The following is a 20439-nucleotide window of genomic DNA, read 5'->3' as shown; positions in this document are numbered from 1 at the left end:
ACTTTATAATTTTATCATATCGCAACCGGAGAGGACATCTATTCAATGCGCAGAAAGTGGAAAATCACGCTCTACACCATGCTCGCGGCGATCGTCATCGTGATCGGCTTCGTCGCGTGGAAAGCATATGCGACATACAATCAAATGGACAACATCCAGAAGTCCAAGGAAGATTCCCGCTTCTCCCAGTTCGAAGAGAAACCCGAGTACAAGCCGCCCGAATGGGAAGGCTCGGAGCGCGTTAACGTGCTGCTCATGGGCGGAGACGAGCGTGGACTGCGCAAAGGCGAAGTCGCCCGTTCCGACTCGATGCTGATCGCTTCGTTCGACCCGTCCAGCAAGAAGATCCACTTGTTCTCAATCCTTCGCGACACGTACGCGGACATTCCCGGCTACAAGTCGAACAGGGTCAACGCGGCCATCACGCTCGGTGGGCCCGAGCTCGCGATGAAGACGATCGGCGACATGACCGGCTTGAACATTCAGTATTATGTATACGTCGATTTCCAAGGGTTCATAAAGCTGGTAGACGCGATCGGCGGCGTCGACTTCTACGTCGAGAAGGACATGAAGTATTCCGACGCGGCCGACGGCCACGTGTACGACATTAATTTGAAAAAAGGCCAGCAGCATCTCGACGGAGAACATGCGCTCCAGTACGTGCGGTTCCGCCACGACAAGCTGTCGGATTTCACGCGAACGGAGCGCCAGCGCGAATTCCTGAAGGCGATCGCGAACAAGCTGAAGACCGGCTGGAACTTGATCAAGCTGCCCGACATCTTGAGCGAGGTTACGCCGTACATGGAATCGAACATATCGGCGATGGACATGTTGAAGCTGGCCAGCCTCGGCTACAAGTCTCATCAGGCGGGCTCCGCGCAGCTTCCTCCGATGGAATTGCTCGAGGACCGGAACGTCGGCGGCTCCTCCGTGCTCGGCATTCGCAACGAAGACGCGCTTAGAGGCTACGTGCAAGAGACGCTAGGTAAGGACGACACCGCTCCGGATGCTTCCGCTTCGCCTTCGTCTTCTTCGGCGGCCACCTCATCCGAAGGGACGAAATAAACATGTCGACTCTTAACAGAACACGATCCAACCGCTTATATGAAGAAGCGCAACAACATATCGTCGGCGGAGTGAACAGCCCTTCTCGTTCGTTCAAGGCGGTCGGCGGCGGCGCCCCCGTCTTTATGGAACGCGGGGAAGGCGCCTATTTCTGGGACGTCGACGGCAACCGCTATCTCGACTACCTCGCGGCGTTCGGACCGATCATTACCGGACACGCCCATCCGAAAGTAACCGCGGCGATCGTCCGCGCGGCGCAGAACGGCACGTTGTACGGCACGGCGACGGAACACGAAATCCGGCTTGCCGCGTTGCTGAAGGAAACCATTCCTTCCATGGACAAAGTCCGTTTTGTCAATTCCGGCACGGAGGCGGTCATGACGACGATCCGCGCCGCGCGCGCGTTCACCGGCCGCAACAAAATCATCAAGTTCTCCGGCTGCTACCACGGACACGCCGATCTCGTGCTCGTCGCCGCGGGCTCCGGCCCTTCGACGCTCGGCATTCCGGATAGCGCGGGAATTCCTCCGAGCATTGCCAGCGAAGTAATCACCGTGCCGTTTAACGAGCTCGAAGGCTTGCGCCAGGCGCTCGAACGCTGGGGCGATCAAGTCGCCGCCGTCATGGTCGAGCCGATCGTCGGCAATTTCGGCATGGTCATGCCGAAGCCCGGCTTCCTGGAAGGCCTTTGCAAGTTGGCCCGGGACGCGGGCGCGCTCGTCATCTACGACGAAGTCATCAGCGCCTTCCGCTTCCACTACGGATCGACGCAGACATTATCGCTGTTCCCCGACCGCGACGGGATCCGTCCCGATCTGACCGCCCTCGGCAAAATCATCGGAGGAGGACTTCCGATCGGGGCGTACGGCGGACGCTCCGACATCATGGCGATGATCGCGCCTCTAGGCCCCGCTTACCAAGCAGGCACGATGGCGGGCAACCCGGCGTCCATGCTTGCGGGAATCGCCTGCTTGGAAGTGTTGCGCGAGCCCGGCGTATACGACCGGATGGAAGCTCTGGCCATCCGCCTCGCGGACGGCTTGAAAGCTTCGGCCGACCGCAACGGCATCCCGCTGACGGTCAACCGGATACTGGGCGCGTTCTCGACCCACTTCTGCGACCATCCGGTTACGAATTACGAGGAAGCGCAAGGCTCCGACAGCGAACGGTTCGGCCGGTTCTTCCGCCTGATGCTCGAGCGCGGCATCTATCTGGCCCCTTCCAAATACGAAGCATGGTTCCTGACGACGGCCCATACGGACGCGGACATCGACTTGACGCTCGAAGCCGCGGAGCTTTCGTTCCGCGACATGGCTTCGGAAAGGGATTTCCAGTAGAATAATGTCGAGCTTCCGCGGACAACGTCCGTCGGGGCATCTTCTCGTAATCGAGGCCTAATCCATGGAAAAATCCGCGCCATCCCCATTATCGCCTTCCCGTCTCCGGCAATACGGCATTCACGGGTTGATCGTGCTTCCCGCGATCGCGCTGTTGCTCGCGTTCAAGTTCATCCCGTTCCTCATGAATGTGAAGCTGGCCTTTTCGAAATCCTCGTTCTCGGTCGGCATATTGAACGGGCAATGGACCGGCTGGGACAACTTCCGGACGCTGTTCGAAACCCCGGAATTCAAGACGGCGCTCGCCAACACGCTGATTCTCAAATTCGGTTACGCCGCGTTCTGCGGGCTGCTCGCGTTCGGAATCGCAATCCTTCTGGCCGGCATTCGATCTGCGAAATGGCGCGGCGCGTTGTCCACGATATTGTTGATTCCGTACTTTATTCCGTCCCTCGTCATCGCTTACGTCGTCATGACATTGCTTTCAATCGATCATTCGCCTCTATTCTCGATTCGTTCGTATCCGCTAGCGGATACGTTCTGGTTTCGCCCAATCATCGTCGTCGCCGAAACGGTCAGAACGTGCGGCATTCCGATCGTCATCGCGCTCGCCGCCATCGGAGCCGGCGACGAGTCTTCCAGCTACGCTAGGCGGGTCGTCGTTCCGGCCGCGAAGGCGATCGCGGCCTTCCTGATCCTGCAACTGTCGACGGCGTTATCGACGGACTTCGAGATGTTGTTCCAACTGTACAATCCGCTCGTCTACTCCGTCGGAGACACGCTCGACACTTACCAATTCAGAACCGGCATGATGATGGGAGACATCAATGGCCAAGCCGCCGTTTCCATGCTTCAATTCATAGTTCAACTGGCGTTCACATTGCTTGCTTATGCGCTCGCAAAGCGATTTTTCCTGAAAGACTTGTTTCCAGTTACGCCCATAACGAAGGAAGCGGCTACGGCCATTCCGCGTCCCCGCGGCGCCGGGCTTCCCAACATCGTCGTCACCGGTCTGTTCGCGCTTGTCGCCCTTCTTCCGCTTTACGTTCTCTTCGTTTTCCCCTTTCTCTCTTCGGGTGAGTCATCGGGAACGATCGCGATCGGCGATATGATCAGCGTACGAAGCTTCGCGGTCTATTGGCCTATGTACATCTTCATGTCCGTCTGCGGCATGCTTGTCGTCTTGACGTTGTCTTACCCGCTCACGGCGCGAGACTTGCCCGGCCGCACGGCATATATAGCTTTTCTCCTGCTCGCGATGACCATGGGCGGATCGGGCATTGCGGATTACATATTCGTTCGGGAGCTCGGGGCGATCAACACGATCTTCTCTCAAATGATATTCGGTTATTTCCCGATCGTCAGCGCATTCGTCCTTAAAAGCATTTTCAATAGTAAATACGGCGCTCTCAAAGAGCAAGCTTCCAACGAGGGCCAAAGCGAGCTTCAACTGTTCTTCTCCATGTACATCCCGAAAGTATGGAAGCCGCTGCTCGCGCTAGGGCTGCTTCAATTCGTTGCCTTGTGGAATACCTATATTCCTTCGTTGTTGTATTTGAACGATCCGAATCTCTATTCGCCGGTCGCTCGGCTACTCGTCTTGATCCGCTCATCGGCGGAATCCGGCGGGGTGCAAGACTATCAATCGTTGCTGCTGTACGCCGGCATCGTCTGCTTGCCTCCGATCGTCCTATTCCTTGCGTTGCGCAAGCTGTTCACGTCCGAAGTATTCCTTAGCCAAATCCGAAAGCTATAATCGATACGCATGCAAAAAAAAGGCTACTCCTCCGTCTTCGTCCGGGACGATCGGGGAATAGCCTTTTTTCTATTGCTTTTACTTCGCCGCCGGAGCAGGAGCAGCCGCATCGGCTTCCGCCGGCGCGATGGCGACGATTCTGCCTTTGGCGTCGATCAGTCTAGGCGCGTTGCCGATCAACACTTTCGCCAGGCCGCGGTCGAACGCTTCGACCGAATCGAACTGCGCCTTGATCGCGATGTCGCCTTTTCGGTTGATAAAGCCGTATTTGCCGTCTTGCTCGAACGACGCGAGGCCGTCATGGAAGTCTCCGACGTCCCCGTAAGCCGTCGAGACGACTTTCTCGCCTTTGGCGTTCACATAACCGAAGCCTTCGTCCAGTTCCACGGCCGCGAGCCCTTCGCTGAACGAAAACGCTTGCGCGTAGTCGGCCGGAATGACGAGCTTGCCGGTCGCATCCACGAATCCGAACGAACCCTCGCCTTCCTCGCCTTCGGCTTGAACGAGTCCGAGGCCGCCGCTAAAGTCCGACACGTGCTGGTAGATCGCCGGAATGACGATTTTGCCGGAACGGTCGATATAGCCGTACTTCCCTTCGATCTGCACGCCGGCTACGCCGTCGGAGAAATAGAACGCGTCCTCGAATTGCGGCGCGATTGCTTCCTTGCCCGAGCGGTCGATATAGCCGAACAAGTCCCCTTTGCGAACGAGCGCGAGGCCGCCGGAGAAGTCGAACAGCTCGTCGTAGGACGGACTGATGACCGTCTTACCGGTCGCGTCGATGTAGAACTGCTTGCCGTCCAGCTCCACGAGAGCGAGACCTTCCGAGAAATCGAACGCTTGCTTGTATTGCGGCGCGATGACTTCTTTGCCGAAGGCGTCGATATAGCCGAACTTGCCGCCGACGCTAACGATCGCGAGGCCTTCGCTGAATTCGTTCACTTGATCGTAGTTCGCCGCGATGACCGTCTCGCCGAACGTATTGACGTAGCCTTGCTTGCCGCCCTGGGCAAAAGGATGAAGGCGCGGGGAGAGCGCGAGCGCCGCCCTAGACCAGGTCACGCTGGCGCCGAATACGGCGGCGACGGATCGGGCCGGCACCAACAACGCTCCGTCTTTCACGACCGGGGCGCCGGAGAGCGCCGTGCGCGCGTCGTTAACGACGGCCGTCTTCGCGTTCGCGACTAAAGTCAGCTTGCGGTTGCCCTGCGCGAAAGTCGCGGTCTTCGTCGCTTCGTTCCAATCGAGCGAGAGGCCGAGCGCCGTCGCGAAGGATGATGCCGGAACGTAGGCCGTTCCTTGGATCAGCGTCGACGTCCAGCCGGACTGGACGACGCCTTCTACGGTAATGCCGATGCCCGAGGCCGCGGCGGATGCCGACGATGCCGGGCCGAAGCTTGCGATTTGCACCGCCGCCAAGGCGGCTGCCGCGATCAGCAAAGCTTTGCGGATCGCCGGGCGTTGAACGGATGGAACGGAATAATCGGAATGTACGGTCATTGGAATGATCTCCTCGCTCGATAAAGGTATTCGCCTTCGCGCAGGACGCGCGGCGGGACATTCTTATTTCAAATAGATTTGGTCGAACGTGCCTTTATCCGCGAAATGCTCTTTTTGCGCTTTATCCCAGCCGCCGAAGTCTTTGATCGTGATCAGGTTCAGCTTAGGGAAGCTTTTCTCGAACTCCTTCGCGACTTTCAGATTGATCGGTCGATAGTAGTTTTGCGCCGCGATGCGTTGGCCGGCTTCCGTATAGAGGTAGTCGAGATAAGCGGTAGCTACTTGGCGAGTATTGTGCTTGTTGACGTTTTTCGTGACGACGGCGACGGTCGGCTCCGCCAGAATGCTAAGCGACGGCGTGACGATCTCGAATTTGTCGCCGTACTCTTTCTTGGACAAGTAGGCTTCGTTCTCCCATGCGATCAGCACGTCGCCGATGCCTTTCTCTACGAAAGTGTTCGTCGATCCGCGAGCGCCGGTATCGAGAACGGGAACGTTCTGGAACAGCTTCTTCACGAATTCCTTCGCTTTGTCTTGGCTGTTGTTGTTGTTCTTAAGCGCGTAGCCCCACGCCGCGAGGTAGTTCCAACGGGCGCCGCCGGACGTCTTCGGATTCGGCGTGATGACTTTGACGTCGGATTTGATCAGATCGTCCCAGTCTTTGATATTCTTCGGATTGCCTTTGCGTACGAGGAACACGATCGTCGATTTGTAAGGGGCGCTGTTGTTGGCGAGGCGTTTCTGCCAGCCTTTGGCGATCAGTCCTTTGTTTTCGATCGCGGTAACGTCGTATTCTAGCGCCAGCGTCACGACGTCCGCTTCCAGGCCGTCGATGACGGAACGGGCTTGCGCGCCGGAGCCGCCGTGCGATTGCTTGATCGTGACTTTTTGTCCGGTTTTCTTCTCCCAATATTTCGCGAACGCAACGTTGTAAGCCGCGTACAACTCTCGGGTCGGGTCGTAGGACACGTTAAGCAGCGTTACGGATTTCTTCTCGGTTTTCTTCGTTACGGCGCCGAATACCGTCGTAGCGGATAAGACGAATGCGAGTGCGGCCAGCAGGATAATGCGAATCGGTTTTTTCATGCGGATAACTCTCCTTTTCATTAGGTAGATGTTGAAAAGCAAGAGGCCCCGATTTCAATCGAACGCAGCGCTAAAAAAGAAAACTCAGCACCTCGTTCGCGAAGTCGGGGCCTCCGGTTTACCGGTCGGCTCGATGGCACGATTTGGAATACACTCATCATATTTCACACTATTCCTAGTTGTCAACTATGAATTTATCGTTGACAATAAGATGATCCGGTTGCTACAATCGCCTCAATAAATCCAATAAGTTCTATCGGGATTAATTCTAAGTCAAGACCAAACCAAAGAAATGGGGAACTTTCCATGAAACAGCGCAACCGCACGCGCAAAGGCGCTATCGTAACCGCACTGCTCACGCTCTCTTTGGCGACGGCGCTCACCGCCTGCTCCGGGGGAAACAAGGAGAACGGCGCAGCAGCGTCGGCGACTCCGCCATCCGATTACAGCAAATCGTTGTCGCTCGTCAGCGCGGTATCCGACGGCACGGCCGCCTTGTTCAAAGAAATCGACGCAGCCTTCGTTCAAGATTGGAAAGACCGTACCGGACAGAGCGTCGCGATCGAGCAAGCCTCCGGTATTTCCTTCGCTCAGGAATCGGCCATCGTCGGCGGTCAATTAAAGGCCGATGTCGCCACGCTAGGCGTCGGCATCGACATCGACGCGATTCAGGCGAAGGGACTGGTCGGCGAAGGCTGGCAGCAACGATACGAATATAATAGTTCTCCGTTCTCGACTGCGGTCGCGTTCGTCGTCCGCTCCGGCAATCCGAAGAGCATCGCGACATGGGAGGACGCCTTGAAGCCGGATGTCGCAATCGTTACTTCGAACCCCGACACCGATTCCGATGCGAGATGGTATTATGCCGCTGCCTGGGCTTATTCGCTCGATAAGCAGCCGGACGACCAAGACGCGGCCCAAGCTTTCGTGACGAGCTTCCACAACCAAGTCGCCGTGCTGGCGGGCAACGACGCCGAAGCGGAGAAAGCGTTCCTCGACGAAAACAAAGGCGACGTATGGGTCACGACCGAAAGCCGCGCCTTATCGCTCGCGAACGGAGCGGCCAAAGGCAAAGTCGACGTCGTCGTTCCGGACGTCACGTTAACCGTCGAGCCGATCGTATCGGTCGTCGACTCCGTTTCTGACGCGAACGGCACCCGCGAAGTCGCCAACGCGTACGCGGACTTCCTGTTCACGGAGACTGCGCAGACGCTGGCCGCGAAGCACTTCTTCCGTCCGCGGTTCGAATCCGTGGCGGAACAATTCGCCGGCACGTTCGCGGAGACGACGCTGCTGACGGTCGACGACGACTTGACCGGCTGGGAAGACTTGCAGGCCGCGCTGTTCGCGGACGGCGGACTGTTCGGACAGCTGCCGGCGAAATAAGCGGCATGCGATTGCGCATACATTTTCTTTCCGAGAGACGCAGCATTCGAGCTGCGTCTTTTGCTTATTCCGCGGGCGTCCGTCTTCTCTAAATCCGCGAAAAGGACACCGCGATTTTTCTTCCTATAATCCCCAGCATGCCAGGGTAGATAACCTGAAGACAAAGTATTGAGAATTATAAACATTCATATTATTATTAATTTGTTGATAAATGCATTAACTACTTATCATCTCTGTTAATATTTAAATTTATCGACAAAACATTGATCCAATGAATCGGAGGTGGGTAAGTACTCATCGCATTAGGAATTGGATGCGCTTCCATTCGAAATATTGAGAGGAGCACGAAGAAATGAACAAAGGTTCGTGGGCACGAGTGTTTCTTGTAACGTTAACGTTTTTGTTAATGATTCCGAATTTCGCATTTGGCAAAGTTGCGTATACCATGAATAAAAACAGTAACAAGCCCGGCCAAGATCCCCAAGGAGTCCCTCCGATATTTCAGAATGTATCCGTCCACGATCCTTCCATCGTGAAAGACGGCGACACGTATTACGTTTTCGGTTCTCATATTGAGGCGGCCCGGTCAACCGATCTCATGAGCTGGACTCGATTCACCAACGGATACTCGACGCCAGGCAACGCAATATTTGGCGACTTGTCCAAGAATCTCGCAGGCTCTTTCGCTTGGGCCGGGGAGAACGATTCTGACAGCAAAGGCGGTTACGCGGTATGGGCTCCCGATGTTTTTTGGAATAAGGACTACGTCAACGAAGACGGCTCTACAGGCGCCTACTTGATGTATTACAGCGCTTCTTCCACGTATATCCGCTCCGCGATCGGGTTTGCCGTTTCCAAAAACATCGAAGGTCCGTATCGATACGGGGATACCCTTGTATACTCCGGCTTTACGCGGGATGCGGCTTATGACGCCAACAGCAAGATCAATAAGAAATGGACGAATACGAACATTCAAGCACTCATTGACGGCGGCACGTTGTCAGGACCTAACGCCGATTGGTTCAACGACAATGGATCCTACAAAAACAGCATGTACCCGAATGCCATTGACGCGAACTTGTTCTATGACCATGACGGGAAGCTATGGATGGTATACGGCTCATGGTCCGGCGGAATCTTCCTGCTTGAAATCGATAAAGCGACCGGTAAAGCCATTTACCCGGGACAAGACGGAAAGACCGAAGACGGCAGGGTAGTGGACCGATACTTCGGGACCAAGATTGCGGGAGGCTTCGGAAAATCGGGCGAAGGCCCGTATGTCGTTTATGATAAGGAAACCGGATATTATTACCTGTATGTCACCTACGCTTGGTTAGGCGCGGATGGCGGCTATAATATAAGAACGTTCAGGTCGACCAGCCCGAGTGGTCCTTATGTGGACGCGTCAGGGCAGAATGCCGTTTTGCCGTTCAATACGGATAACGCGCCTTACGGCAACAAAATGATGGGCAACTACCTGTTCGAACGAAAAGCAGGGGATCCGGGAACAGGCATTGGCGTCGGCTATGTGTCCCCGGGACATAATTCCGTGCTCTATGATGACCAAACAGGCAAACGCTTCCTGGTTTTCCATACCCGTTTCCCGCAGACAGGAGAGTACCACGAGGTTAGGGTTCATCAACTGTTTATGAATAAAGAAGGATGGCCGGTTGCCGCTCCCTATAGGTATGCCGGGGAAACGCTCGATAAAGTGAACACGCAAGATTTGGTCGGCGAATACAAGTTCATTCTACACCCGAAGGACAATGCGGCGACCATTCGAAACTCGGTATTTATCCGCTTCAATAAAGACCATACGATCTCCGGAGACGCATCCGGTAGTTGGGAGAAGGAAGGTCAGAACCAAGCGGCAATTATCGTTGACGGAATCACCTATCAAGGTGTATTCGTGCGGGCATGGGATCCTGCTTCGGAACGCTATGTCATGACCTTTACCGCGATGTCCAGTGAAGGAGTGCCGATCTGGGGAAGCCGGCTTGCCGATAAAACCGATCGGGAAATCGTCCAAGATGTCGTAGAAGGGCTTAATCTCGGCGATACGGAGAACGTCGTCGCCAATTTAACGCTCCCGACGGAAGGTACCAGACACACGCAGATTGCTTGGCAGACATCCGATCCCGGCGTTGTGACGGATACGGGCGCCATTACGAGGCCGGAGGCCGGATCGAGCAGCGCGACCGCCGTTCTTACGGCAACGATTCGCAAAGGAGTCGAATCGGCGACGAAAAGCCTTACCATTACCGTCCTGCCGGTCCCTTCTGCTCAATTGACTGCTCATTACGCATTCGAAGAGAACCTGGGCGATGCCCAAGGGACATTCGGCTCCGGTACGGTAACCGGCAATCGAATCAATAACACGGGCGGTACCCTGACTTATACGGATGGCAGATCCGGCAAAGCAGCCGTGTTTAACGGATCGTCGGGTATACGATTGCCGAACAAGCTGATCGCCAGCCACAATTACTCCATATCGCTGTGGGTAAAGCCGGAAACGCTAACGGCATATACGACAACGTTCTTCGGCGCCAAAGATCCGAATAACTGGGTCAGCATCTTGCCGCAAGGACCGGTCGGCAATAACACCATGGTCTGGTCCGGCAGCGCCAGATGGTATGATGCCCCCGCGGGAACGACAATCCGCACCGGGGAATGGAGTCACCTGGCCCTCACCGTAGAGGATGGTGCCATCAAATTCTATGTGAACGGCGCACTGAAGTTCGCCGGCACGGATTTCCCGGATATTTTCTCCAATAGCGATGCAAGCTTCAGTCTGGGCGTGAACTGGTGGGATACGCCGTTCAAAGGCTTGATGGATGAGTTGCGGATTTATCAGGGCATATTGACGGAAAAGGAGATCCGGAACCAGGTGTTCGATCCGTCGATCCGGGTGAACGAAATCCAGCTGGGGTCCCAAGTTAAGAGATTGTCCTTGGGCAATACGCTGACCCCTTCCGTCAGCATGCTTCCCTCGTTTGCCGGCAACCGGAATGTAAACTGGAGCTCGGCGGACCCGGCAGTCGCCTCCGTTGACCCGGTGACCGGCCGCGTGAAAGGATCCGGCGTCGGTTCGACGACGATCACCGCGACAGCCGCGGATGGAGGAGGAGCAACGGCAAGCTACACGATCGACGTAATCGAAGGGCCAGCTGCGCACTATACGTTCGACGGGAACCTGAAAAATGCGAACAGTCTCTTCGGAGCAGGTACAATCACCGGGAACCATATCGATAGTGCAGGCGGAACGGTCACCTTTGCGAGCGGAGTATCCGATCAAGCGGCTGTATTCGACGGCAATTCGGGCGTTCGTCTGCCTAACGGGCTCATCTCGGGCAATAATTACTCCGTATCGATATGGGTAAACCCCGCCCAATTGACGACGTATACGCCGGCTTTCTTTGGCGCTAAAGACGGCAATAACTGGGTCAGCCTTGTGCCGCAAGGTTCGGCTGGCAACCAAACGATGGTCTGGTCCGGCAGCAGCTGGTATGACGCGCCAACGGGGATGAGCATTCCGGCCGGGGAATGGACGCATTTGGCTTTCACCGTCGAGAAAGGTTCGATCCGGGTTTACGTGAACGGCGCAGCTAAGTTTGCGGGGACGAACTTTCCCGACGTCTTCTCGGCCGCAGGCGCTATCTTCGGCTTAGCCGTCAACTGGTGGGACACCCCCTTCAAGGGAATGATGGATGACATGCGGGTGTATGACGGGGCGCTCTCGCCTGCAGCCGTTGCGGGCCTGGCAGGAATCAGCCAACCGTAAAAAAAAGGGCTCGCCGCTGTAATGATCAAACCCCAATTCAGTAGACACTCAAAAAACACCTAGGCTGAAACTGGCGCCTGTACTCTCCAGGCGTCAGTTTTTTAGTTTCCTTTGTGGCTTGCCATCGAAAAGCACCCCCTAAAATATTCATCGGTTTACACCAAGGGTGTTTTCCAATGTCTACTTTAAGGGGTGCATTTCAAGTCCGGGGCTGCCCTAACTGTTTATTCGTCCTTCTTCGCCGGCACCGGTACGCCGTCGTACCGCCCGTCAACTTCCTCAGCCATCGAGCGGTACGCCTTCGTTTCTTCGACGACGGGGTCAAGCTCCGCCTGCACTCGAATTTCCCAACGCGGCCGGAGCCGCTTCACGGCTTCCTCGCTCGCGTCTTCCCGAGAGGCGTCCGGCTGCTCGCCCGACAAGCTGCGCGCGAGCAATTCTTCCGCTTCCTTGCGATCCAACGACATCGCCCCCTTCCTTATCAGCTAGGATAGACGAAATGTCGCGATCTCATGTGCGTTCGGCAGCTTGCAATTCCGCGACCAACTCGTCGTGAACGCGGCCGTTCGAAGCGACGACACTGCGAACGCCGAGGTGATACGGCTCGCCGCGCACGTCCGACATCCGGCCGCCCGCTTCTTCGATGAGCAACGAACCCGCCGCGATGTCCCAAGAGCTCAGGTTGTATTCCCAGAAGCCGCTTAGACGCCCCGCCGCCACATAAGCGAGATGGAGCGCAGCGGATCCCGCCACGCGCAGGTTGCGGACTTTCGGCGCCAGCGCCTGAATGCCTTTCAGGTTAGCCGGGAGCGCTACGTGCTGATCCGCCGGAAATCCGGTAGCCAGCAAGCTGCGGCTAAGCGTCTCCTCGTCGGACACGTTCATTTTGCGGCCGTGAACGTAAGCGCCCTTGCCTCGTTCCGCGACGAACAATTCGTCCCTCGAAGGGTCGTAGACGACGCCGACGATCACTTGCCCGCGATAGGCAAGCGCGATCGACACGGAGTAGAACGGGAAACCGTGAACGTAATTGGTCGTCCCGTCCACCGGATCGACGATCCACAAATACTCTGCGTCGCTCACGTCCTCCAAAGCTTTGGCCGATGCTTCGGGACCGGGCTCCACGCCTTCTTCCCCAAGGAAGGAATGGTGCGGGAAATGCGTGGCGATCAGATTGCGAATCATGCGCTCCGCGCCTTTATCCACTTCCGTAACAAGATCGTGCATCGAATATTTCGTATCTAATTGAGTAAAATTCCCGGACTTGCTCTTGATCCATTCCCCGGCCTTGGCCGCGCAATTGACGGCGACCGCCGTAAAGCTTTTGCCGCCGATCGGGCTTTCCGGTTGGTTAACGTCCATCGTTCATCCCTCATATCTATGATCTATGAAATCGAATACTCTTCATTGTTGTCCGTCTAACTCCTATCATATACGAAAAGGCGCGAGAGCGGTTGCGACGAATGTCACAATCGTTGTTCAACATGGACAGGCAACGCTCCCGGACAGGAAAAGAAGCCACCGGCTTGTCGCCGAACGGCTTCCGATTCCCTTCTTATATTCCGACCGTGCTGTATCCGTTGTCCACGTGAAGAATTTCGCCCGTGATGCCGCGCGCCCAATCGCTCATGAGGAACAGGGCCGTATCGCCGACGTCCGAAGCGTCCGTCGTGCGGCGCAGCGGCGCCTTCTCTTCCACCTGCTTCAGGATGGCGTTGAAGCCGGATATCCCTTTCGCCGCGAGCGTCCGGATCGGACCGGCCGATATGGCGTTGACGCGTATGTTGTTCGGGCCGAGATCGCTGGCGAGATAACGGACGGACGCTTCCAGCGCCGCCTTCGCCACGCCCATGACGTTATAGTTGGGCAGCGCGCGCTCCGCCCCGAGATAAGTCATCGTCACGATGCTGCCGCCTTCCGTCATGAGCGGATGCAGCCGCTGCGCCACGGCGGTCAGCGAATAGACGCTGACGTCGTGCGCGAGCGCGAATCCGGCGCGCGACGTATCGACGTACATGCCGTCCAGCTCTTCCGTTTTCGCGAACGCGATGCAATGCGCCAGGCCGTGGATGACGCCGAACTCCTCTTTCAGCCGGTGGGCAAGCGCTTCGACGTCCTCGTCCGAAGTGACGTTGCATTGTACCGTTCGGGAGCCTTCGATCGTATCCGTCAGCTTCTTGACGCGTTCTTCGACCCGTTCGTTCTCGTATGTGAATACCAGCCGCGCGCCTTGCGACGCAAGCGATCTGGCGATGGCCCAGGCGATGCTTCGCTCGTTGGCTACGCCCATGACCACGATGTTTTTCCCTTGCAGCAATCCGCTCATTTCGTGAAAAGCCTCCTCGTCACATGTAAGGATGCCGTTACGTGTTCAATGAAGCCTCAGATGCCCGGGATAGCAGCCTTCATTGACCAAAGTAACCCATTTCCACGGCGATTGCAACAAATGAATTCGGTCAAGCCTGACAACGATGGTTGCGTTTTCAACCGCTAATCTCCACGCTGCCTCCGTCTAAGACTTTCACCGATTCTCCGGCTGCTTCCAGCGCCCGAAAATCGTCCATCAACTTCAGCAAAGCCTCGTCTTTGCGTTTCGCCTCGATCATGACGTCGATCGCCCTCGTCGAACCGGCGACGTCGAACAGAAACCGCTTCAGATCCGAGACGTTGATGTGATCGGCATGCCCTCTCGGATCGGACGGGCTTTTCGGACTCGAGACGTGTATCTTCGGAGGAAGCCAGAGAGGCGATTCGGCACCGCCGTGCTTGACGTTCCATGGCTGCCTGTCCCATGTTTTCAATATGCGCGGCCAAAGCTCCTTCGCGTTCTCGTTGCCCGGATTGACCGCATGATGATGGATGTCCAGCACCATCGGCGCGCCGACCTCTTCCGCGATCGCGAGCGTTTCGGCGGCGGTAAACGTCTTGTCGTCGTTCTCAAGCGTGATGCGCGACGTGATTCGAGGGTCGATTCCGCGAAACTGATCAATGAACCTGCGACCCGACTTTATCTTGTCCCCATAGCTTCCGCCGACGTGAATGTTGTTCGTCGCCCTTTCGTCGAGCTTCATCGCCTCGAGCATGCGGACGTGATGGTTAAGATCGTTAACCGACTTGCGGAGCACTTCCTCGCGAGGCGTGCTTAACACCGTAAAATGATCCGGGTGAAAAGAAACCCGCATGCAGTGCTCCCGAACGAATTCGCCCACTTCCGCGAAAGAAGCGGATAGTATGGGAAGCGGATCCCAATCCGCCATATCTTCGTGCGTCGCGAGCGGGATCAGCTTGGACGTCATCCGGTACACCTGTACGCCCATATAGCGATTGTGTTTCAGTAACCGCAGAGTATTGCGGAGGTTTTCCTCGGCTATCCGCTCGAGGCGTCTCAAACCCGCTTCCCTGTCGGCAAGCTTGGAGAAGCTCGCCATCGTCATCGTTTTGGAAGGCGACGCGTTCTCCAGCTCGACCGACATGGCCACGTAACCGAAACGCACGATCAATTGAAGTCAGCTCCCGAATGCAGCGTACTCGGCTTATTGCCTTTTGCCGTATCCGGCTAGGATTGCTCTCCGAAAAACATCTCATGCGCGAGAGCCGTCTGAACTTTGGCTTCCTCTTCGGTCAGCCGGCGTACGAGCTCCATCTCCACCTGCGTCACTTCTTCTCCCTGAAAATTGATTTCCGCGATGGAAGCGACGATTCTGACGATCGCGATCGCTTGGTTGTCCGGCGCGTACGCGATGACCTTCTGTCCCGTCGGGAACACCCGGAACTGTTTTTTGACCATTTTGCCGCGGCCGTACTCGAGCAATTCGTACAATTCCTGCTCGGACTTGAATTTGCAAACGGAATTAAACTCGGTTTGAAAACCCATGACCTCATCACCTCTCCGTATCCGTATGTATCGTCCTTTATTATACCCTCCAGGCGCCCGTTCGGAAAAGGTTACATGCGGGGCGTTTGTTCCCGTAGCGGAGTATCATCGCGGTAGGGTTGCTTTCGGGCGCTTGTTACGTCGCGGATTATCGCGATAAGGTTGCTTTCAAGTCGCAATGGCACTGATTCACCGCACCTCACCGCCCGTCGCCATTCGCTCGAACTGAGGATTTCCTCTCAGGCTCCCCTCCCCGCACACCGCTTATGGAAAAGTCGCTTCGGCTTTCGTTGTCCACATGAGGATAACCGACTGCGCTTCTCGCGTTTCCCGATTCCGTGTGCATAACCGCATCGACGACTGCCGACTATCGTTTTTTTTCATCCGTAATCCCGCGTTCTATCCCCACTACCCCCATTTCGTCCACACTGTCCCCCGCTTTTCCGCCCGTCTCGTTTGCCACGCCGCCCCCTTTCATCCACATCTTTTCTCCTTGGCGCAAATCCGACATAGAAGGAGACAATTTTATCCACAAGGTGTATACTCGAAATATCATTGCGAGCGAAGCACGCCGCCTTCGATCCCTTTCGGGTTCGGGGCGGCTGTTTTATTTTCGGAGGAGGCGTCGGGTATTGAGTCCGTTTGAACAGGAGTATCGCGTATGGCTGGAGGGGCATCTCGCGGCGAGCCGCGGGGAACGGTTGCGCAGGCTCAGGGAGCGGCACGGGTTCGGGGAAAAATGTTTGCTCGAGCACGCATGGTGGCCCGTCGTCGGCAGTTTGGCGGATTTGCATCCCGAGTACGAATTCATTGCTCCGGACAGCAGCCACTATTTCATGGACTTCGCGTTGTTGCGTTTGCCGATGCCGACGTGTCTCGAGTCCGACGATTTCGGCTCGCATGCTAGAGATGCCGACCGTCGGAGTTTCTCCCGGGGACTCGATCGACAGAATGAAATCTCGCTCGCAGGCTGGCACGTGCTGCGCTTCTCTCTCGACAAACTAAAGGAAAACCCGCTCGGCTGCCAGAACCACGTTCGCCGCATGCTGACCGAGTGGTACGGTCACGACGATGGGGTGGCGGGGCTATCGATTTACGAACGCGAAATTCTGAGGCTGGCCGCATCTTGCGGCGGATCGTTCACGATAGCCGAGGCTTGCGAGCGGTTGGGGAAACAAAATACTTTCGTCCGTCCACTGCTACATCGTTTAGTGGAGATGGGGCACCTGCAATCTGCTTCCGGAGAGAAGCGCATTCATCGATACCGCATTGCCAACCCGTCTGGGAACCGTCGGTACTAGCGAAGTGGGGCGATGGTATTTCGGCGAAATGAGGGACTTCGCGTGATTAGCGGCGTGGGACGATGGTATTTCGGTGAAATGAGGGAATGCGAGCGATTAGCGGCGTGGGGCAATGGTATTTCGGCGAAACGAGGGAATGCGAGCGATTAGCGGCGTGGGGCGACGGTATTTCGCCGAATCGCGGGAATACGAGCGATTAGCGACGCGGGGCGACGTTGTTTCAGCGAATTCCGGGAATGCGAGCGATTAGCGACGCGGGGCGATGGTATTTCGCCGAATCGCGGGAATGCGAGCGATTAGCGGCGCGGGGCGACGTTGTTTCAGCGAATTCCGGGAATGCGAGCGATTAGCGGAGTGGGGCGATGGTATTTCGCCGAATCGCGGGAATGCAAGGGATTAGCGACGCGGGGCGATGGTATTTCGGCGAAATGAGGGAATGCGAGCGATTAGCGACGCGGGGCGACCTTAAATCGCCGAATCACGGGACTGCGCGTGATTAGCGACGCGGGGCGATGGTATTTCGGCGAAATGAGGGAATGCGAGCGATTTGCGACGCGGGGCGATGGTATTTCGACGAAATGATGGAATCCGAGCGATTAGCGGCGCGGGGCGACCTTAAATCGCCGAATCACGGGACTGCGCGTGATTAGCGACGCGAGGCGACGTTATTTCGACGAATCATGGAACTGCGCTAGACAAAACAAAACCGGATGACCCCATGGGCCATCCGGCACGCGCAATACTCGCAACTTTTTACTCGTTCCCGCCGTAGTCGATCGACTGACGTTCCGCGTGGCGCTCGATGGCGAGAGCGATCAGCGTATCTAGCAGCTCGCGGTACGAGACGCCCGATTCTTTCCACATTAGCGGGTACATGCTGAAAGGCGTGAACCCCGGCAGTGTGTTCACTTCGTTGATGAACAGCGCTCCGTCGCTGCGGCGCAGGAAGAAGTCCGCGCGGCACAGCCCCGAGCCGTCGATCGACAGGAACGCGCGCACAGCCATCTCGCGCACCGCCGACGCAACCTCCGGCGAGATTTCCGCCGGAATAACCATGACCGACTTGCCGTCGATGTACTTCGCTTTATAATCGTAAAATTCGTTCGAGCTGCAAATTTCCCCCGGCACGGAAGCGCGCGGGTCGTCGTTGCCGAGCACGCTCACTTCGATCTCGCGCGCGTCGCAGAACTCTTCCACGATGACTTTGCGGTCGTAGCGTAGCGCTTCCTCGACCGCCGCGGTCAGCTCGGCCCGGTTGCGCGCTTTGGACACGCCGACGCTGGAGCCGAGATTGGCCGGCTTCACGAAGCAAGGGTAGCCGAGCTCCTCGACGTTGTCCAAGCAAGCTTCGCGGTCTTTGTTCCAAGCGAACCGCACGAAGTGCCGATAGCCGACTTGCGGGAGACCCGCCTGCGCGAACATCGTCTTCATCGCGACCTTGTCCATGCCGACGGCGGAGGCGAGAACGCCCGCGCCCACGTAAGGCAGGCCGGCCATCTCGAACAACCCTTGAATCGTTCCGTCTTCGCCGAACGTACCATGCAACAATGGGAGCATGACGTCGATGGCGCGCCCGTCGTCGGCCGCGCCTTCTTCCGCCAACACCCTCTCCGACATGCCTTTCAGAACGGGCAGCAGCGCATTTCCGGAGCCCTCTTCGGCTTCGCCGTTACCCGAACCCGCCACCGCCGACGGCGAGAACTGAAGTTCAGCGACCGCGGCCGGAGGAGCGGCGAGCAGCGGCCCCGATCTCCATTGCCCTTTGGGCGTAATATAGAAAGGAATGATTTCGTATTTGTCGTAATCGAACGCCTTCAGTACCGCGAGCGCCGTCTGCAGCGACACTTGATGCTCGCCGGACCGGCCGCCGTACACGAGCCCTACGCGTGTTTTGATCCCCATAACATCCATAACCTCCGGCTTCGCCCCTAAAACTCATCGGCAATATGGTAAAAATAGTACCGGGTGTTGTCCGTCCACGCATACGAATCCTTGTAATCCCAATACCGATGGCGGCTGCTGACCGTATTCGCGTTCACGAGGGGCATGCCGTCCGGGGTAAACGCGGTCACGACCACGTTGTGTCCGACCCTTCCGCTGCCGTCCCAGTCGTAGCAGATAACGTCGCCGAGACTGAGCGCCTCCGGACCGGATACTTGCGCCGCCCTAAGCCCGTAAGCCCGAGGATTACCGAGATAATGCTTCAGGCTGTTCGCGACCGCCCAGCTGAAGCTCCAATTTTCGTCGTTGCCGGAATACCCTTTGTACCACCAGCCCGATGGCCTTTTCCCAGTATAATTCATAGGCGCTCCGCCTGCAAAGATGCATTGGGACGCGTAGTTGGTGCAATTCACCTCGAATTTCTCGTAGGACGGATTCGGTTCGTTCCACCATCGTTCGGCATAGGCGACCGCTTCTTCGCGGAAATACGGAATACCCCTGCGGGAAATGCCCTGGCCGTACCCGTAGCCGTTGCCGTTCGCGTTTCCGCTGCCGTAACCGCTTAGTCCGTTCGGCTTGCCGGAATATGCTTCATCGTTATAAATCCCGCCCCGCGGTCCGAAAATGCCATTGTCGCGGGCAATCGACGTGCCGGAGTAGACTTTCGACTTGAAGCCGTACAGCGCCTGCGGGTTCATATAAGGAGCCGGCGGCGGATTCGGTTCTTTTCTGTCTCCGTCCCAGGCGTCCCGAACGTCGTCTTCCTCGTAGACGATCGCGTCCGCGGGCGTCTCCGCGCCGATCGGCTTTACCGTGTCGAGACGCCATAGGCCGCCGTGCCTCACGAACCGGATTTTCTCCCTCTCGATCCGTTCCTCGACCCATGGCTGCTTGCGCTGCTCCAACGTTCGCACGAGATGAATGGAGACGTCCGCGACGGCGTCCGTCCGGCCCGTCTTGAACCGCTCGATCCGCGCCCTCATCTCGCTCCGGACAGGCTTGATCGCAATTTTCGAATCCCTGTGCGACGACAGGTTGATCCGCCCCGTCAGCCGCTCGCGATGCGCCTTGTCGGGTATGTCGCGAAGCTTGCGGGCATCCGTCTGCAAGGCGGCTTCGTTGATCAAGCTCACGTAATCGAACAACGCCTGCTTCCATTCCACATTGTCGCTCGGCACCGAGCATCCCCTCCCCGTTGCGTCGTTCGATTAGCGATTGAGGCAGACCTCGCCAATTCATCCTATGTTCGCCGCGCGAATTCCATGACCAAGGGAGGGAAAACGCGAATGAAACGGCCTCCGCTTGCGGAAGGCTATTACAATGAACGTTTTCCCGGATTCATCGTCAAAGTTTTCTTTCCCGTATGGCGCCGAAGTCGTCGTTATCGGGCGAAAACGTCTTTACGAGCCCCT

At 56.8% G+C, this 20439-nt stretch carries 15 protein-coding genes and 1 pseudogene; 7 read left to right on the top strand and 9 right to left on the bottom strand.

Annotated elements, in window-relative coordinates:
* The first annotated feature begins 45 nt into the window (after positions 1 to 45).
* The 3 genes from ACFPPD_RS19140 to ACFPPD_RS19130 all read left to right on the top strand — a co-directional run bounded on the left by ACFPPD_RS19140 (position 46) and on the right by ACFPPD_RS19130 (position 4158).
* On the top strand, positions 46 to 1065 hold the full coding sequence (locus ACFPPD_RS19140) for an LCP family protein (protein ID WP_209747887.1): 1020 nt from the start codon (positions 46 to 48) through the stop codon (positions 1063 to 1065).
* Between the two features lie 2 nt (positions 1066 to 1067).
* On the top strand, positions 1068 to 2402 hold the full coding sequence (locus ACFPPD_RS19135; protein ID WP_209747885.1) for a glutamate-1-semialdehyde 2,1-aminomutase: 1335 nt from the start codon (positions 1068 to 1070) through the stop codon (positions 2400 to 2402).
* A gap of 64 nt (positions 2403 to 2466) precedes the next feature.
* Positions 2467 to 4158 carry a hypothetical protein gene (locus tag ACFPPD_RS19130; protein ID WP_209747883.1) on the top strand — a complete coding sequence of 564 codons (1692 nt, stop codon included), beginning with the start codon at positions 2467 to 2469 and terminating at the stop codon, positions 4156 to 4158.
* A gap of 78 nt (positions 4159 to 4236) precedes the next feature.
* Here the strand turns inward: ACFPPD_RS19130 and ACFPPD_RS19125 are convergent, their stop codons facing one another.
* Together ACFPPD_RS19125 and ACFPPD_RS19120 are read right to left on the bottom strand one after the other, a co-directional pair.
* Positions 4237 to 5658 carry a WG repeat-containing protein gene (locus ACFPPD_RS19125; RefSeq protein ID WP_209747881.1) on the bottom strand — a complete coding sequence of 474 codons (1422 nt, stop codon included), beginning with the start codon at positions 5656 to 5658 and terminating at the stop codon, positions 4237 to 4239.
* A gap of 63 nt (positions 5659 to 5721) precedes the next feature.
* Positions 5722 to 6744 (bottom strand): sulfate ABC transporter substrate-binding protein, encoded by a 1023-nt coding sequence (locus tag ACFPPD_RS19120; RefSeq protein WP_209747878.1) that lies wholly within the window; start codon positions 6742 to 6744, stop codon positions 5722 to 5724.
* 306 nt (positions 6745 to 7050) lie between these two features.
* On the opposite strand from ACFPPD_RS19120, the gene ACFPPD_RS19115 reads away from it, so the two are divergent.
* The 3 genes and pseudogenes from ACFPPD_RS19115 to ACFPPD_RS19105 all read left to right on the top strand — a co-directional run bounded on the left by ACFPPD_RS19115 (position 7051) and on the right by ACFPPD_RS19105 (position 11911).
* Complete coding sequence (locus tag ACFPPD_RS19115) at positions 7051 to 8130, top strand: sulfate ABC transporter substrate-binding protein (protein WP_209747875.1); 1080 nt, start codon at positions 7051 to 7053, stop codon at positions 8128 to 8130.
* Between the two features lie 352 nt (positions 8131 to 8482).
* Positions 8483 to 11008: pseudogene (locus tag ACFPPD_RS19110) on the top strand (LamG-like jellyroll fold domain-containing protein); the annotation flags it as partial.
* 9 nt (positions 11009 to 11017) lie between these two features.
* On the top strand, positions 11018 to 11911 hold the full coding sequence (locus ACFPPD_RS19105; protein WP_378082962.1) for a LamG-like jellyroll fold domain-containing protein: 894 nt from the start codon (positions 11018 to 11020) through the stop codon (positions 11909 to 11911).
* A gap of 224 nt (positions 11912 to 12135) precedes the next feature.
* On the opposite strand, the gene ACFPPD_RS19100 is transcribed toward ACFPPD_RS19105, so the two are convergent.
* The 5 genes from ACFPPD_RS19100 to ACFPPD_RS19080 all read right to left on the bottom strand — a co-directional run bounded on the left by ACFPPD_RS19100 (position 12136) and on the right by ACFPPD_RS19080 (position 15785).
* On the bottom strand, positions 12136 to 12372 hold the full coding sequence (locus tag ACFPPD_RS19100) for a hypothetical protein (RefSeq protein WP_209747873.1): 237 nt from the start codon (positions 12370 to 12372) through the stop codon (positions 12136 to 12138).
* A gap of 49 nt (positions 12373 to 12421) precedes the next feature.
* Positions 12422 to 13273: an inositol monophosphatase family protein gene (locus ACFPPD_RS19095; RefSeq protein WP_209747871.1), complete on the bottom strand. Its 852-nt coding sequence runs from the start codon at positions 13271 to 13273 to the stop codon at positions 12422 to 12424.
* A gap of 193 nt (positions 13274 to 13466) precedes the next feature.
* Positions 13467 to 14237, bottom strand: a complete 771-nt coding sequence (gene fabI / locus ACFPPD_RS19090) for an enoyl-ACP reductase FabI (protein ID WP_209747869.1) — start codon at positions 14235 to 14237, stop codon at positions 13467 to 13469.
* A 157-nt stretch (positions 14238 to 14394) separates the two neighbouring features.
* A complete protein-coding gene (uvsE, locus tag ACFPPD_RS19085) occupies positions 14395 to 15411 on the bottom strand; it encodes a UV DNA damage repair endonuclease UvsE (protein ID WP_209747867.1) in 1017 nt (338 codons plus the stop codon).
* A 56-nt stretch (positions 15412 to 15467) separates the two neighbouring features.
* A complete protein-coding gene (locus tag ACFPPD_RS19080; protein WP_209747864.1) occupies positions 15468 to 15785 on the bottom strand; it encodes a hypothetical protein in 318 nt (105 codons plus the stop codon).
* Between the two features lie 632 nt (positions 15786 to 16417).
* On the opposite strand from ACFPPD_RS19080, the gene ACFPPD_RS19075 reads away from it, so the two are divergent.
* A complete protein-coding gene (locus tag ACFPPD_RS19075; RefSeq protein WP_209747862.1) occupies positions 16418 to 17086 on the top strand; it encodes a DNA-binding response regulator in 669 nt (222 codons plus the stop codon).
* A gap of 753 nt (positions 17087 to 17839) precedes the next feature.
* Here the strand turns inward: ACFPPD_RS19075 and ACFPPD_RS19070 are convergent.
* Both ACFPPD_RS19070 and ACFPPD_RS19065 read right to left on the bottom strand, forming a co-directional pair.
* Entirely contained in the window at positions 17840 to 18988 is a 1149-nt protein-coding gene (locus ACFPPD_RS19070; RefSeq protein WP_209747860.1) for a D-alanine--D-alanine ligase, read from the bottom strand.
* A gap of 26 nt (positions 18989 to 19014) precedes the next feature.
* Entirely contained in the window at positions 19015 to 20205 is a 1191-nt protein-coding gene (locus ACFPPD_RS19065) for an amidase domain-containing protein (protein ID WP_378082909.1), read from the bottom strand.
* Between the last annotated feature and the right edge of the window lie 234 nt (positions 20206 to 20439).

It is taken from the genome of Cohnella suwonensis, from assembly GCF_042655365.1.
GTDB lineage: Bacteria > Bacillota > Bacilli > Paenibacillales > Paenibacillaceae > Cohnella > Cohnella suwonensis.
This window is presented reverse-complemented; position numbering and strand designations above follow the sequence as displayed.